This window comes from Roseateles asaccharophilus, from assembly GCF_031458115.1.
Classification (GTDB): domain Bacteria; phylum Pseudomonadota; class Gammaproteobacteria; order Burkholderiales; family Burkholderiaceae_C; genus Pelomonas; species Pelomonas asaccharophilus_A.
Genome location: NZ_JAVDXV010000008.1, coordinates 396,707 through 409,421 on the forward strand (window position 1 = coordinate 396,707; position 12,715 = coordinate 409,421).

The 12,715-nt window shown below is 68.4% G+C and carries 17 protein-coding genes; 8 read left to right on the top strand and 9 right to left on the bottom strand.

What is annotated here, in order from left to right:
- Positions 1–39: 39 nt before the first annotated feature.
- From J2X21_RS20845 to J2X21_RS20860, 4 genes are read left to right on the top strand one after another with little or no spacing between them, the layout of a single operon-like run.
- Positions 40–450 (top strand): GntR family transcriptional regulator, encoded by a 411-nt coding sequence (locus J2X21_RS20845; protein WP_310331795.1) that lies wholly within the window; start codon positions 40–42, stop codon positions 448–450.
- Positions 447–1,289, top strand: a complete 843-nt coding sequence (locus J2X21_RS20850) for an ABC transporter ATP-binding protein (protein WP_310331796.1) — start codon at positions 447–449, stop codon at positions 1,287–1,289. The genes J2X21_RS20845 and J2X21_RS20850 overlap by 4 nt, the downstream gene beginning before the upstream one ends.
- 8 nt (positions 1,290–1,297) lie before the next feature.
- Positions 1,298–2,635, top strand: a complete 1,338-nt coding sequence (locus J2X21_RS20855) for a hypothetical protein (protein ID WP_310331797.1) — start codon at positions 1,298–1,300, stop codon at positions 2,633–2,635.
- A gap of 36 nt (positions 2,636–2,671) precedes the next feature.
- Positions 2,672–3,928: an amidohydrolase gene (locus J2X21_RS20860; RefSeq protein WP_310331799.1), complete on the top strand. Its 1,257-nt coding sequence runs from the start codon at positions 2,672–2,674 to the stop codon at positions 3,926–3,928.
- Here the strand turns inward: J2X21_RS20860 and J2X21_RS20865 are convergent.
- The 8 genes from J2X21_RS20865 to flgB form a co-directional block, all read right to left on the bottom strand.
- Positions 3,918–4,643 (bottom strand): hypothetical protein, encoded by a 726-nt coding sequence (locus tag J2X21_RS20865; protein ID WP_310331800.1) that lies wholly within the window; start codon positions 4,641–4,643, stop codon positions 3,918–3,920. The genes J2X21_RS20860 and J2X21_RS20865 overlap by 11 nt on opposite strands.
- Positions 4,644–4,722: 79 nt before the next feature.
- Positions 4,723–5,391, bottom strand: a complete 669-nt coding sequence (locus J2X21_RS20870; protein ID WP_310331801.1) for a flagellar basal body L-ring protein FlgH — start codon at positions 5,389–5,391, stop codon at positions 4,723–4,725.
- An 11-nt stretch (positions 5,392–5,402) separates the two neighbouring features.
- On the bottom strand, positions 5,403–6,185 hold the full coding sequence (gene flgG / locus J2X21_RS20875) for a flagellar basal-body rod protein FlgG (RefSeq protein ID WP_310331802.1): 783 nt from the start codon (positions 6,183–6,185) through the stop codon (positions 5,403–5,405).
- A 12-nt stretch (positions 6,186–6,197) separates the two neighbouring features.
- Positions 6,198–6,929, bottom strand: a complete 732-nt coding sequence (gene flgF / locus J2X21_RS20880; RefSeq protein ID WP_310331803.1) for a flagellar basal-body rod protein FlgF — start codon at positions 6,927–6,929, stop codon at positions 6,198–6,200.
- Positions 6,930–6,954: 25 nt separating this feature from the next.
- Positions 6,955–8,292 (bottom strand): flagellar hook protein FlgE, encoded by a 1,338-nt coding sequence (gene flgE, locus J2X21_RS20885; protein ID WP_310331804.1) that lies wholly within the window; start codon positions 8,290–8,292, stop codon positions 6,955–6,957.
- Between the two features lie 30 nt (positions 8,293–8,322).
- On the bottom strand, positions 8,323–8,964 hold the full coding sequence (locus J2X21_RS20890) for a flagellar hook assembly protein FlgD (protein ID WP_310331806.1): 642 nt from the start codon (positions 8,962–8,964) through the stop codon (positions 8,323–8,325).
- Positions 8,964–9,380: a flagellar basal body rod protein FlgC gene (gene flgC, locus J2X21_RS20895; RefSeq protein ID WP_310331809.1), complete on the bottom strand. Its 417-nt coding sequence runs from the start codon at positions 9,378–9,380 to the stop codon at positions 8,964–8,966. The genes J2X21_RS20890 and flgC overlap by 1 nt, the downstream gene beginning before the upstream one ends.
- A 14-nt stretch (positions 9,381–9,394) precedes the next feature.
- Positions 9,395–9,808 carry a flagellar basal body rod protein FlgB gene (gene flgB / locus J2X21_RS20900; protein WP_310331811.1) on the bottom strand — a complete coding sequence of 138 codons (414 nt, stop codon included), beginning with the start codon at positions 9,806–9,808 and terminating at the stop codon, positions 9,395–9,397.
- Positions 9,809–9,952: 144 nt separating this feature from the next.
- Here flgB and flgA point away from each other — a divergent pair, with 144 nt between their 5' ends.
- From flgA to J2X21_RS20915, 3 genes are all read left to right on the top strand, one after another.
- Positions 9,953–10,651: a flagellar basal body P-ring formation chaperone FlgA gene (gene flgA, locus J2X21_RS20905; RefSeq protein ID WP_310331813.1), complete on the top strand. Its 699-nt coding sequence runs from the start codon at positions 9,953–9,955 to the stop codon at positions 10,649–10,651.
- Positions 10,652–10,790: 139 nt separating this feature from the next.
- Positions 10,791–11,120 (top strand): flagellar biosynthesis anti-sigma factor FlgM, encoded by a 330-nt coding sequence (gene flgM, locus J2X21_RS20910; protein ID WP_310331815.1) that lies wholly within the window; start codon positions 10,791–10,793, stop codon positions 11,118–11,120.
- 13 nt (positions 11,121–11,133) lie between these two features.
- Positions 11,134–11,526 carry a hypothetical protein gene (locus J2X21_RS20915; RefSeq protein ID WP_310331816.1) on the top strand — a complete coding sequence of 131 codons (393 nt, stop codon included), beginning with the start codon at positions 11,134–11,136 and terminating at the stop codon, positions 11,524–11,526.
- Between the two features lie 48 nt (positions 11,527–11,574).
- Here J2X21_RS20915 and J2X21_RS20920 read toward each other — a convergent pair whose 3' ends face one another.
- A complete protein-coding gene (locus J2X21_RS20920; protein ID WP_310331818.1) occupies positions 11,575–12,006 on the bottom strand; it encodes a DUF1841 family protein in 432 nt (143 codons plus the stop codon).
- Positions 12,007–12,404: 398 nt separating this feature from the next.
- On the opposite strand from J2X21_RS20920, the gene J2X21_RS20925 reads away from it, so the two are divergent.
- Positions 12,405–12,623, top strand: a complete 219-nt coding sequence (locus tag J2X21_RS20925) for a hypothetical protein (RefSeq protein WP_310331821.1) — start codon at positions 12,405–12,407, stop codon at positions 12,621–12,623.
- Positions 12,624–12,715: the final 92 nt, after the last annotated feature.

Here is a 12,715-nt window from a genome sequence, read left to right on the forward strand (position 1 = left end):
GCTTGCGATGTGTATTATGTGTGCAATACACTAATACACATGAGCAGCACCTCGCCGGTCCTCTTCGACATCCAGCCCCAGCTGGCCACGCCCATCTACCGCCAGGTGGTGGAGCAGGTGCAGCGGCTGGTGGCGGGGGGTCAATTGGCTGCTGGAGACGAACTGCCCAGCGTGCGCGCCGTGGCCGAGCGGCACGCCATCAACCCCATGACCGTCAGCAAGGCCTATAGCCTGCTGGAAGCCGAAGGCCTGCTGGAGCGCCGCCGCGGGCTGGGCATGGTGGTCGCCGCCAGCGCCCAGCCCGCTCGCGTGGGCGGCGACCGGCTCGCGTTGCTGGAGCCGGCCCTGCTGGCCGTGGCACGGCAGGCGAACCAGCTCGGCGTCACACCCGCCCAGGCCGTCAAGGCGCTGGAGCAAGCCTTTCAATCCATAGAACAGGATCGCCCATGACCCCCGCCATCGAGGCCCGTCAGCTCAGCCTGCGCCTGCCCGACAGCCAGTGGAGCGCGGCGCGCCCGCAGTTGCTGGACCGCATAGCCCTGAAGGTGCCCGAAGGGGCCGTGGTGGGCCTGGTGGGCCGCAACGGCGCCGGCAAGAGCACGCTGATGCGCTGCCTGCTGGGCCTGCAGACGCCTGACGAGGGCGAGTCCTGGCTGCTGGGCCAGCCCAGTTCGGCGCTGCCCGACAGCGTGCGCGCCCGCCTGGGCTATGCGGCGCAGACGCCCGATCTGTTCGCGCGGCTGACCGGGCAGGAGCATCTGGACGAGATGGCCGCGATCTATCCCAACGTGGACCTGCGCGGTGCCGTTGCGCTGGCCGCCCGGCTGGACCTGCCGCTGGGCAGGCGAGCCGATGCGCTGTCGCTGGGCGACCAGCAGAAGCTGGCCGTCGTGCTGGCGCTCGCCCATGACCCTGACCTGCTGCTGCTGGACGAGCCCGTGGCCAGCCTGGACCCGATCTCGCGCCGCGACTTCATGCGCGCGCTGTTCGCGATGCGCCGCAAGCTGGCGCCTCGCACGGTGCTGGTGTCCAGCCACCTGCTCAGCGACTTGGAGCGCGTCGTCAGCCACGTGCTGTTCCTGCGCGAGGGCCGGGTGCAGCTGTTCATCGAATGGGACGAGGCGGTGGAGCACCTGCGCTGCGTGCCGGCGGCGCATCCCGATGCGGCCGGCCTGCACTGGAGCGCGGCCCAGGGCGGCCAGATGCTGGTGGACAGCCGCCAGCGCCCCGACGCCGCGGGCCAACCGGGCCTGGGCATGGAAGACCTGCTGGAGGTGCTGAACACATGAACGCCTTCATGACCTCCTCGCCTGACGCTCCGCCGACGAGCGATCTGCCGTTCTTCACGCGGCTGCTGCCGGGGCTGACCAGCCTGTTGATGCTGGCGCCGACCATGCTGGCCTACGAATTCCGTGGCAAGTTGGACGGTGTAGCGGTGGCCTTGCTGTGGGTACAGACTCAACTGCTCGCCATCTGTGCGATCTGGCTGGTCGCGGCAGCGCATGAAAGCCTGCGGCCTTGGGAGCAGCGCGTCGCACCCAGCACGGCGCGGGAGCGGGTGCGCTCGCAACTGCTGCGCGATCTGGCGTGGCTGGCCGGCACGGGGCTGGCGGGGCCGATTGCGATGGCGGGTGTGTTGGATCACCAGGCGGGCGTGTTGCGCCTGCTGCCCGGCGCACTGGCGCTGTTGATGGCCGCTCTGTGCGGCGGCCTGGCACTGAGTCTGTCCTGGCAAGGCCGTGCGACTCGCGGGCTGATGCTGCCGGCGCTGGCTGTATTGGCCTCGTTGACGATGCCCGGTGTCGTCCGGGCGATCAGCCTCAGCGACGCGCTGCAGTCACTGGCCATCATCGGATGTTCCGGGTTGCTGCTATGGGGTTGGATGCGGTCGCCCCGTGCGCTGTCCGCTTGTGCGCACCCGTGGCCGCGGCCCCGTCTGTACGGTCTGCAGGTTTGGTGGAGACGCACCTGGTCGCACCGGCTGTGGCGCACGGTGCCGTCGCGCACCAGTGCCGGCGAGTACAAGCGCAGCGGCATGTCGCCGCTGTGGCTGTTGATCTGGGCTCCGCAGTTCATGACGCACGGGGGCCGCCTGGAATGGCTGAGCTGGGGCCAGTCCTACGACCACCTCTACGCCATGCTGGGCTACGGCGTGTGGTTGCTGGGTTTGGGCGTCGCCTTCGGCATGCCCTTGGTCGCGCCGCCCCTGCACTGGCGCTTGCGGCTCGCGCCGGGTGGCCTAACGGCGCGCCGCTGGGCGCGGCATCTGGTGCTGGGGTCGATGCTGGCCGTTGCAGTCCTGCTGAGTGCGGGTCTAGGTCTGGCAGCGATGACGAACAAGCTGCCGTTCTGGCCCGTCGATGCCAGCGCCTGGCTGTCGGCGATGGGCGACTTGTTGCTGGTCGTCAGCCTGGCGGCCTGGCGGTGGGGCCGACACTGCCGGGTCCGGGATGCTCTGCTGGGCGGCGCTGCTTTGGCGCTTGCCGCCCCTGCGACGCTGGTGACGCTGACCTGGCTGGGTCTGACGCCGGAGCGCGGCCCCGTCTGGCTCTTGATTCAGCTGTCGCTGACCGTGTGCATGACGCGCGCCGCCATCCGTGCGTGGGCGCAACAGGATCTGAATGCAATGGCTTGAACTCCCGGGCCGACCTGGGGCAAGCTGTACCCCACGATGCCACTGACCACCGAGATCGACACTGCCGCGAAAGCCCTTCAGGATCAGGTCATCGCCTGGCGACGCGACCTGCACCAGCACCCGGAACTGGGCAACCGGGAGTTCCGCACGGCGGCCCTGATTGCCGAGCATCTGAAGGCGCTGGGCTTCGATGATGTGAAGACCGGCGTGGCGCATACCGGCGTGGTGGGGCTGCTGAAGGGCGGTTTGCCGGGCGGTGTGGTGGCGCTGCGTGCCGACATGGACGCGCTGCCGGTCACCGAGGAGGTGGAGCTGCCGTTCGCGTCCAAGGCCCGCGCCGTCTGGAATGGCGAGGAGGTGGGCGTCATGCACGCCTGCGGTCACGACTGCCACGTGGCCATCCTGATGGGCGTGGCCAGCATCCTGGCCGGCCTGCGCGATCAGATCCCGGGCAGCGTGAAGTTCATCTTCCAGCCTGCCGAGGAGATGCCGCCCGAGGGCGAGGAGGGCGGCGCGGCGCTGATGATCAAGGAGGGCGTGTTGGAAAGCCCCACGCCCAGCGCCATCTTCGGCCTGCACGTCACGTCGCGCCAGCCGGCCGGCGTCATCGGTTACCGGCCCGGGCCCACGATGGCCAGCTCCGACAAGCTCAAGATCACCGTGCAGGGCAAGCAGACACACGGCGCGGCTCCGTGGCTGGGCATAGACCCCATCGTCACGTCCGCGCAGATCGTGCTGGGCCTGCAGACCATCGTCAGCCGCACGCTGGACCTGAACCGCGAGCCGGCTGTGGTCACCATAGGCGCGATCAAGGGCGGCGTGCGCGAGAACATCATCCCTGACTCGGTCGAGATGCGCGGCACGATACGCAGCTTCGACGAGGGCATGCGCGACGCCATCCACGAGCGCATCACGACGCTGGCCGAGGGCATCTCCGCGGCGTCGCGCGCGAGCTGCAAGGTCTGCATCACGAAGAACTATCCGGTCACGCGCAACGACCCGGTGCTGACCGAGCAGATGCTGCCGACTCTCACGCGCGTGGCCAGCACCGGCCCACGGCCCATGGGCATCGAGGTGGTGCCCAAGGCGACCGGCGCGGAGGACTTCTCGTTCTTCCAGCGGCTGATCCCGGGCCTGTTCTTCTTCGTCGGCGTGACGCCGCCGGACATCGAACCCAGCAAGGCCTACTCCAACCACTCGCCGCGCTTTGTCGTTGACGAGCGCGGGCTTGAGGTGGGGGTGCGGGCGCTGGCCCACCTGGCGGTGGACTATCTGGGTCAGATCAAGGCATGAGCGTGGAGCCCCAGGCGGCGTTGCGCAGCCGGGCCGATTCCCCGCTGTCCTCCATGTCGCGCAGCGTCGCGGTGAGCGCGGGCAGCAGCTCGCGGTGGCGCTGGTGCAGCAGCGCGAACAGCGGCAGCACATGGAAGGGGTTGGGCAGGCGCACCATGCCGCTGCCGGGCTCCGGCGTTAGGTCGGGCAGGCCGGCAACGGAGGTCAGCAGGGCCACGTCGATGACGTCGCGCTGCAGCAGCCGCAGCAGTTCGGCACGGTGCGTGGCCTCGACCTTGCGCGGCGCGTCCGCCAGCCAGCGCTCCAGCAGCACGACGCCGCGTGGGAATCCGACCCGCAGTGCCTTCAGCGACAAGTCATCTTGCGGCTGCGGTCCCTGGACGCGCGCGTAGCCCAGCACCTGCACCATGACGATGGGTACCGGCACCAGCAGCAGCTCGGGGTGGGTGGTTGCCAACTCGCGGATGCGCAGGGCCTCGCCGTCCAGATGGCCTTGCACGGTCATGGGCAGCGAGCGCCGCAGGGGCAGGTGGTCGAACTGCAGGTTCCGGTTCAGGCGCTCGAAGGCCCGGCGCAGCACCGCGCGGCCTATGGGCGCGAGCCCGCTTTCGTCGTTGCCATCGCTGGCGAAGCGCAGCGCGGGCGAGCCAGCCAGCCCCAGGCTGGGCAGACCGGCCCCGAGCAGCGCGAGCACCATGACGCGTCGATGACCCACCGAATTTCCCCTGCCTGGCCGGGACGATCCGATGTTAGGCCGGCGCCGGGGCGGCGGCGATCCCCGGCCTGAGGCGTGTTCAGCTCGGCGCGATGTTCAGGAAGAAGCGCGACAGCCAGCCCACGGCATGAGCGTCGCCAACGGCACCGCGGCCGCGCTGCTCGATGCGCACGTTGGCGACCGAGGTCGACGGCACCGCGTTGCCCAGGCCGATGGAGCGCGGGTCCACCTGGCCCGAGAAGCGCAGCACGTCCACGTTGGCGTTGACGCCGATCTGCTTCTCGCCGCTGATCATCAGGTGGCCGTTGGGCAGCACGCCGGTCACGACGGCCGTGATGGCGCCGGTGAACTCGTTGGTGTTCTGGTTGCTGCCCTTGCCCTTGTTGTCGTTGGCCGACGTGGCGCCGGCGCTGGCGCGGCCGAAGGAGTTGCCGGCGATGCCAGGCAGCGCGGTGACGCCGGCCGACAGGCTGCCGGTCTTGCTCAGCTCGCTGGTGCTGGTCTGCGTGGCCGACACGCGTTCGGTGATGTTGATGGTCAGCGTGTCTCCCACCAGGCGGGCGCGGTGGTCCTCGAACAGCGGGCGGTAGCTGGCGGCCTGGTAGATGGCGCCGTTGCTGCCAGTGTGAGGCTGCACGTGAGGGAGGTTGACGACCGGTGTCTGGCTCAGCTCCACGCGGGGCTGCGGGTAGGGGGCGGCGCAGCCGGCGAGCAGTGTGGCAGCGGCGAGGGCGGCGAGGTACTTCATGGCGCGCTTCCTCAGATCTGGGCCAGCTTCTGCAGCATCTGGTCAGAGGTTTGAACCGCCTTCGAGTTCAGCTCGTAGGCGCGCTGCGTCTGGATCATCTGCACCAGTTCCTCGACGACGTTGACGTTGGACGTCTCGACGAAGCCCTGCTGCAGCGCGCCGATGCCATCGGTGTTGGGCGTGCCCGCATTGGGCGTGCCGGAGGCGGCAGTCTCGGTGAACAGGTTCTGGCCCTTGGGGTCGAGGCCGGCCGGGTTCACGAAGCGGGCGAGCTGGATCTGGCCCACGGTCTGCGCCGCGGCCTGGCCGGGCGTCGTCACGCTGACGGTGCCGTCAGCGCCCACCGTGAGGCTCATCGCATTGGCCGGGATGGTGATGCCGGGCATCACCGTGTAGCCGTTGCTGGTCACCATCTGGCCGTTGGCGTTCAGCTGGAAGCTGCCGTCACGGGTGTAGGCGGTGGTGCCGTCGGGCATCTGGATCTGGAAGAAGCCGTCGCCCTTGATGGCCATGTCCAGGTTGTTGCTGGTCTGCTGCAGGTTGCCCTGCGTGTAGATGCGCGCGGTGGCGACGGGGCGCACGCCCAGGCCCACCTGCAGCCCGGTGGGCAGCGTGGTCTGCTCGGTGCTGTTGGCGCCGACCTGGCGCATGTTCTGGTAGATCAGATCCTCGAACACCGCGTGTGAGCGCTTGTAGCCGTTCGTCGCGACGTTCGCGAGGTTGTGCGAGATGTTGTCCAGCTGGTGTTGCTGGGCTTCCATGCCGGTCTTGGCAATCCACAGGGAACGCATCATGGCGGGGCCTCTTTACTGACTGCCAAGCAATTTGGCGCTTTGCTGGCCCTGGGTCTGGGCGATCTGCAGCAGCTTCATCTGCTGCTCGAACTGGCGGGCCGCGGCAATCATGGACACCATGGTCTCGACGGCACTGACGTTGGAGCCCTCCAGCGCGCCGTCCTGCAGCCGGGCCGCCGGGTCGGCGGGGAGGTCACCGTCGGCGGCGCGGAACAGGCCGTCGTCGCCACGCGTGAGCTGCGTGGCTGCCTCGGGCGTGACCAGCTTGAGCCGGCCGATGGCGGTGGGGCGCTGGTTGGGCGACTTGGCGCTGACGGTGCCGTCGCTGCCGATGGCCAGCTCGCTGTTGGGCGGCACGTTGATGGGGCCGCCGTCGCCCAGCACCGGCATGCCGTTGCGCATGACGAGGATGCCCTCGGCATTCACGTCCAGCGAGCCGGCGCGGGTGTAGGCCTCGGTGCCGTCGTTGGACTGCACGGCCAGCCAGGCCTGGCCCTGCATGGCGACATCGAGGTTGCGGCCGGTGGCGGTCAGCGCGCCGGGCGCATCGTTGTAGCCGATGGTGGTTTCCAGCGCGAAGGCGCGCGTGGTGGCGCCGTCGCCCCGCACCGGCACGGCCCGGAAGGCCTGCAGCTCGGCGCGGAAGCCATTGGTCGTGACGTTGGCGAGGTTGTGCGAAAGCACGTCCTGCCGCTGCATGGCCGCCTTGGCGCCGGCCATCGAGAGGTAGATCATGCGGTCCATCGCGCGTCCTCAGCCTGTGTCGCGATCAGCGCAGGTTGACGATGGTCTGCAGGACCTGGTCCTGCGTCTTGATCGTCTGGGCGTTGGCCTGGTAGGCGCGCTGTGCCGTCACCATGTTGACCAGTTCGGCCGTGATGTCGACGTTGCTCTCCTCCAGCGCGCCGGACTGCAGCGCACCCATGTTGCCGTCGCCCGGCACCCCCACGACGGCGTCACCCGAGGCGACCGTGCGGATCCAGACGTTGCCGCCCTGGGGCTGCAGGCCTTGCGGGTTGCGGAAGTTGGCCAGCTCGACCTGGCCGGCCGGCTTGCTCTGGCCGTTGGAGTAGCGGGCCTGGACGATGCCGTTGTCGGCGACCTGGATGCCGGTCAGCTGGCCCGGCGCGTAGCCGTCCTGCGTCAGGTTGGTCACCGCGAAGCTGCTGCCGTTCTCGGTCGCGCCGGTCAGGTCCAGCTGGATGTCGGGGATGGCCAGCGTGGAGTTGCCGCGCGCGCTGGTGCCGGCCGGCACGCTCATCAGGATGCTGCCGGGTGGCGAGGTCTCGGAGCCGGCGATGCTGCTGGGCGAGCCGCCCGTGGGCGGGAAGGTAATCGTGGTGTAGGGCGTCGTCGGGTTGCCGAATTCGTCCAGCGAGATGGAGTTGCCGGTGGAGTCGGTGTCGAAGGCCGTGCCGTTGGCGGTGGCGTACACGTTCCAGACGTCGCTGCCGTCTTCCAGCGTGGCGGCCTTCTGGAAGTAGAACGTCACGGCGACGTCCTGGCCCTTGGCGTCGTAGACCGTCATGGACGTGGCGTTGTTGTAGGTCGTGCTGTCGCTCAGGTCCAGGCCGGTGCCGGCGCCTTCTTCCGGCGCGGTCACGGCCAGGCGGGAGTCGAGGTTGAACTCCACCGCCACCTTGGCCGTCACGGCCGGCGGGATGCCGCCGGTGGGCAGCGTCAGCGGCGTGGCCGTGCCGGGCTGGATGACGCCTGCGCCGTTGGCCGGATAGCCCATCAGCTTGAGGCCGTCGTTGTTGACGATGAAGCCGTCCTTGCTGACCTTGAACTGGCCATTGCGCGTGTAGCGCGTCGGGTTGGCGCCGTCGGTCACCTGGAAGAAGCCGCCGCCGTTGATGGCCAGATCCATCGGGTTTTCGGTGGTGGTGATGTTGCCCTGCGTGAACTGCTGGGCCACCGCCTGCAGCGAGGTGCCAATGCCGATCTGGCTCTGGCCGGCGCCGTTCAGCGCAGCCGCGTAGACGTCGGCGAATTCCGCGCGCGAGCCCTTGAAGCCGTAGGTGCCGGAGTTGGCAATGTTGTTGCCGATGACGTCCAGGTTCTTGGACGCGGCGTTGAGCCCGGAGAGGCCTTGCTGGAATGCCATGGAGGAGTCCTCGCTGTCGTGCGGTAAGGGTCAGTTGACGGCCGAGACGGCCGCGTAGTCCACCGGCCCGAGTCGGGTCAGGTTGAGCTTGAGGGCGCCGCCCGCGCTGTAGACGGCGTCCACCGTGTCGTGGGCGTAGGTCACCGACTTCACGGCGGCCGTGCCGTTGGTGGCGGTGATGCGGTATTTCAGGTCGGTGCCCTCGGCCGCCAGCGTGCCGGCGGTCCAGGAGAAGGTCTGGCGGCCAGACCCTTGAGCGCCCAGTTCGCGGGTGTCGATGACATTGCCGGCCGGGCCCAGGATCTCCAGCTTCACGTTCTTGGCCGCGCCGTCCAGCTCGTAGCTGGCCTCGACGACGCCTTCGGTCACGCGCACCTTGTCGCCCGGCACGCTGACCTCGCGCCCCACCAGCGAGATGGACTGCAAGGCCTGCATCTGGCCGAACTGCAGGCCCAGCGTCTTGATGCTGCTGTCCAGCGTGGACAGGCTGGTCACTTGCTGGATCTGCGCCATCTGGCTGGTCACCTGGGCGTTGTCCATCGGGTTCAACGGGTCCTGGTTGTTCATCTGCGCGACGAGCAGCTTCAGGAAGCGGTCCTGCGTCTCGGCCGCGTTCTTGGCCGAAGTGGTGGCGCTGTTGGCGGCGCTGCCGTTGAGTGCGGTGATGTCCATCAGCTTTGACCCAGTTGCAAGGTCTTGAGCAGCAGGCTCTTGGCCGTGCTCATGACTTCGATGTTGTTCTGGTAGGAGCGCGACGCCGAGATCATGTTGACCATCTCTTCCACCGGGTTCACGTTGGAGTAGGTCACGTAGCCTTCGGCATCGGCCTGCGGGTGCTTGGGGTCGTGCACGCGACGGCCGGGTGTCTGGTCTTCGGTGATGTTGGTCACGCGAACGCCAGCGGTGCCGCTGTCGTTGCGCGCGCCGAGCAACTCGGTCTGGAACACGACCTGGCGTGCCTTGTAGGCCTCGCGGTCCGGGCCGGCGACCGTGTCGGCATTGGCCAGATTGCTGGCCACCGTGTTGAGCCGCTGGCTTTGCGCACTGACGGCGCTGCCGGAGACATGAAAGATCTGGAACATCGACATGGCTCAGTCCTCCGTCATGCCTGGTTGTGCGACTTCATCGAGTCCAGCGTGGTGCGCACGCTGCCGTTGATGAAGCGCAACGTGGCCTCGTACTTCACCGCGTTGTCGGCGAAGCTGGCGCGCTCGCGGTCCATGTCCACGCCGTTGCTGTCCATGGCGGTCTGCGATTGCAGCGCGTACTGCTTGCCGCTTTCGCCGCGGGCCCCGGCCAGCGGCGCGAGGTGGCCGCGCTGCGTCGTGGCCAGGGCGCCTGGCGTGCCCAACTCGCCGGTGGCTTCCCGCAGCGCGCGGGCGAAGTCGATCTCGCGGGCCTGGTAGCCCGGCGTGTCGGCATTGGCGATGTTGCTGGCCAGCAGCCGCTGACGCTCCGCCCGCAGCGTCAGCGCCTGGGTCTGGAAGTTCAGGTTGTCGGTGAGTCGGTTCAGCATCTCTGCCCCCTCGAGTTGCACAGCCGGGGTGGCTCCTGACGCAGATTGTCTGAACCGGCCCCGAAAACATGAGCGGGATTAGCGGGGCCAAAGCCGGCCAATTCCGGCCTAGTCGCCACCCTTCGCATCTCTAGAGTGACGGCCATGCTGTACCGAGCCGCTTTCCTGTTGTGCCTGTCGCTGACCGGGTGGTCCGCCCGGGCGCAGAGCGTGCTCGACCCGGCGCTGCTGGAGCGCGTGCGCCAGCTGGCCGAAACCGCCGCTCGGGCCACCGCGCCGCCGGAAACCCGCGTCGCCGTCGAGATCGGAGCGTTGGATGCGCGCCTGCGTCTGGCACCCTGCCGGCAGGTCCAACCTTATCTACCCACTGGCATGTCAGCTTGGGGGCGCAGCCGCATCGGCCTGCGCTGCACCGACGGCGTCGCGCGCTGGAACGTCACGTTGCCGGTGCGGGTGTCCGTGTTCGGCCGGGTGGTGGTTGCCGCCACGCCGCTGCCGGCCGGCGTGAATTTGTCTCAAGAACACCTGGCGATGGCCGATATCGACATCGCGGCCGAACCCGGCGCGGTGTTCACCGACGCCAGTGCCCTGCTGGGGCGCACGCTGGGCCGGCCGCTGGCCGCCGCCGATGCTGTCCGCGCTCCGGCGCTGAAGTCCCGCCAGTGGTTTGCTGCCGGCGAGACGGTGCAGGTGCGCGCGGCGGGTAGCGGTTTTGCCATCGTGGCCGAGGCTCAGGCTCTGGGGCCTGGCCTGGAGGGGCAGGACGTGAAGGTCCGCTTTGAGAGCGGCCGCGTCGCCAGCGGCCGTGCCGTCGGCGAGCGACGGGTGGAGCTGCTGCTGTGAGCAAATCCCCACGAATGAAGGGAACTGGCCGGATAAATCGGCCAATTCCGGCTCAAGATCCGGTGTGCGCGGCCGATACAGGGGGAAACTCCCCTGCAATGCCCGCCAGCGGGGCCCGCCCCGCACCTGGAGAAGTCTCATGAAAATCGGTAACAGCCCCAGCCCCGACGGCAGCGCCAGCCCGGCCAAGGCCGAGCGGGCGGCCACGCGCAAGCCCGAGGCTGCGGCGACCGAAACCGTCCGCCAGACCGCATCCGCCCCGGCGCCCAGCGCCCAGGTGGAGATTTCCAGCGCCGCCAAGCTGGCCGCCAGCGCCCCAGCCGACGACGGCAGCTTCGACGCCGCCAAGGTGCAACGCATCTCGCAAGCCATCTCCGAGGGCAAGTTCACGATCAATGCCAATGCGATCGCGGACAAGCTGGTCGCGAATGCGCAAGAATTGCTGGACGCGCGCGCCAACAAGCACTGAACGCCCTCACACCATGACCGCCACCGCCTCGTCCACCCTGCTCAGCGCCGAACTGGAAGCCCCGCTGCTGGCGGTCGAGGGCGCGTTGAACCAGTTGGGCGACGCACTGGCCCGCCGCGACGCGGCCGCCATCGAGCAGTACGCATCCGAACTGCACCAACACCTGGCCCGCGCCGTGCAGAGTTTCAGCGAAGCCGCCCGCACCGGCGGCGTGCCGGCCGCGCTGCGCAACCGCCTGGTGCGTGCCGGTGGTCTGCTGGCCGCGCAACGTGAATCCCTGGCTCGCGGCAACGCGTCGCTGGACCGTGCGCTGGACGTGCTGATCCCCGCAGAGCCCACCGGCCTGTACGGCGCCGGCGGCAAGGCCGAGCGCCGCAGCATGGGCGGTGGCAGCTTCACCGCCTGAGCGCTGCCCCAACAAGACAAAGCCACCCTCGGGTGGCTTTTTTTGTGCTCAGCGTGTCGCGGCCTGCCTCACCTTGTCCAGGTAGACGTGCCCATCTGGTGGCAAACCGCTGCGCTGCGATGCCCAGATCATCTCGCCCAGCGCCTCCATCGCGACATGGTGGGCCTCATGGCGGGAGTTGCGCCGGGCGCTGAGCAGGTCGATGGCCTGGCGGATGCCCGACGGCTGGTCGATGGCGTGCTGCTCCGTGATCGTCAGGTGCATGGACAGGTGCAGGAAGGGGTTGGTGCGGCCTTCCTCCACCGTGTAGACCTTCTCCAGCGCGCCGGCCTCATCGGCCAGTTCATCGTGGTACTCCGGGTGCTCGGCAATCCAGTCCGCGGCCAACGCCTCCATGGGGATCAGCGGCGCACCATCGCGCCATTTGCGGTAGGTGGCGCAGAAGAAGCGCCGGACTTCGAGCTGGGACGGGGCGAACATGGGGGGATTGTCGCCAGTTGGGCGAGTTCAGGCGGGGGCGAGGGCACTCCAGCTGCAAGTCGCGTCGCGGGATGGGCAGTTCAGCAGCGAGTGCAAGCGTTGGGATCTGATCTCACCAGTGTCCTCTTCTCTATCCATAGCCGTCATTGAAGCCTGGCGCAGCGAGTCCGTCATGGAGCGCGTCGCATTGCGTCCTCTGAGACCTTCGCTGCAGTCCTTCGAGATGTTCGGACAAAGGGAGTTGGCTTGCCGCGCGCGAGAGCCCATGCGACTGCCAGGCCATCCGCGAGACTGTGGGGGCGAGCTGTCCAACACTGCGCGCCGCACCTGCTGTGTGGCCCGACGCGAAAGCCGCAGAGATCAAACCTCGTTGCCGAGCCTGACACCGGAAACGCACGATGCAAACAAACGAGCATGAAGCCATGACGCGCCCACCTGGATCTGGCCCTGAGTCGAGTGCTCAACGCGACGTGCAAGTCGGCATTGCCGGTCTGTTCGACTTGCGCCGCGACCTGGACAATCCCGAGAACATTGATGACAACGTGCGCGCCGGCGTTGACGTGGCAGGCACCAACCTTTGGGTGCTGTTCTTCGCCATCCTGGTGGCCTCGGTCTGAATCGACCCGGGTTCAGTAGACATCTTCGAGCCTCAAACTGAGGCCCAATCGGAGGTGCCATGCAGAGCAAGCAACCCTACCCAGAAGAATTC

Bases quoted from the DNA above. Each gene is read 5' to 3' on its own strand.
- J2X21_RS20845 (WP_310331795.1), top strand. From the start codon at position 40: ATGAGCAGCACCTCGCCGGTCCTCTTCGACATCCAGCCCCAGCTGGCC.
- J2X21_RS20850 (WP_310331796.1), top strand. From the start codon at position 447: ATGACCCCCGCCATCGAGGCCCGTCAGCTCAGCCTGCGCCTGCCCGAC.
- J2X21_RS20855 (WP_310331797.1), top strand. From the start codon at position 1,298: ATGACCTCCTCGCCTGACGCTCCGCCGACGAGCGATCTGCCGTTCTTC.
- J2X21_RS20860 (WP_310331799.1), top strand. From the start codon at position 2,672: ATGCCACTGACCACCGAGATCGACACTGCCGCGAAAGCCCTTCAGGAT.
- J2X21_RS20870 (WP_310331801.1), bottom strand. From the start codon at position 5,391: ATGAAGTACCTCGCCGCCCTCGCCGCTGCCACACTGCTCGCCGGCTGC.
- flgG (WP_310331802.1), bottom strand. From the start codon at position 6,185: ATGATGCGTTCCCTGTGGATTGCCAAGACCGGCATGGAAGCCCAGCAA.
- flgF (WP_310331803.1), bottom strand. From the start codon at position 6,929: ATGGACCGCATGATCTACCTCTCGATGGCCGGCGCCAAGGCGGCCATG.
- flgE (WP_310331804.1), bottom strand. From the start codon at position 8,292: ATGGCATTCCAGCAAGGCCTCTCCGGGCTCAACGCCGCGTCCAAGAAC.
- J2X21_RS20890 (WP_310331806.1), bottom strand. From the start codon at position 8,964: ATGGACATCACCGCACTCAACGGCAGCGCCGCCAACAGCGCCACCACT.
- flgC (WP_310331809.1), bottom strand. From the start codon at position 9,380: ATGTCGATGTTCCAGATCTTTCATGTCTCCGGCAGCGCCGTCAGTGCG.
- flgB (WP_310331811.1), bottom strand. From the start codon at position 9,808: ATGCTGAACCGACTCACCGACAACCTGAACTTCCAGACCCAGGCGCTG.
- flgA (WP_310331813.1), top strand. From the start codon at position 9,953: ATGCTGTACCGAGCCGCTTTCCTGTTGTGCCTGTCGCTGACCGGGTGG.
- flgM (WP_310331815.1), top strand. From the start codon at position 10,791: ATGAAAATCGGTAACAGCCCCAGCCCCGACGGCAGCGCCAGCCCGGCC.
- J2X21_RS20915 (WP_310331816.1), top strand. From the start codon at position 11,134: ATGACCGCCACCGCCTCGTCCACCCTGCTCAGCGCCGAACTGGAAGCC.
- J2X21_RS20920 (WP_310331818.1), bottom strand. From the start codon at position 12,006: ATGTTCGCCCCGTCCCAGCTCGAAGTCCGGCGCTTCTTCTGCGCCACC.
- J2X21_RS20925 (WP_310331821.1), top strand. From the start codon at position 12,405: ATGCAAACAAACGAGCATGAAGCCATGACGCGCCCACCTGGATCTGGC.